The following is a 208-nucleotide window of genomic DNA, read 5'->3' as shown; positions in this document are numbered from 1 at the left end:
ACGGAACGGTCGATCAGATCGGTCAGTTCCAGCCGCGTTTCTGTTGCCAGCGGGTGGTCGGTCGACAGGAACGCCACGGGGCTCACCTGCCTCAACCTGCGTCGTCTGAATTTGCCCGCGAAGCCGACGTCGTATGAAATCGCCACATCCATACGCCCGGTGGTCAGCGCGTCGGCGATATCGGTAAACCTTCCCTCACGCCCCTCGA

At 62.0% G+C, this 208-nt stretch carries 1 protein-coding gene; it reads right to left on the bottom strand.

Features of this window, described 5'->3' with window-relative positions; genetic code table 11:
* Positions 1-208, bottom strand: a 208-nt coding sequence (locus tag A3728_RS17270; RefSeq protein WP_236630544.1) for a LysR substrate-binding domain-containing protein, incomplete at both ends; no start/stop codon positions are given.

The sequence above is a fragment of the Sulfitobacter sp. HI0040 genome, assembly GCF_001634885.1.
In the GTDB taxonomy this organism is placed as follows: Bacteria; Pseudomonadota; Alphaproteobacteria; order Rhodobacterales; family Rhodobacteraceae; genus Sulfitobacter.
The sequence above is the reverse complement of the archived record's forward strand: the minus strand, read 5'-3'. Positions and strand labels throughout refer to the sequence as shown.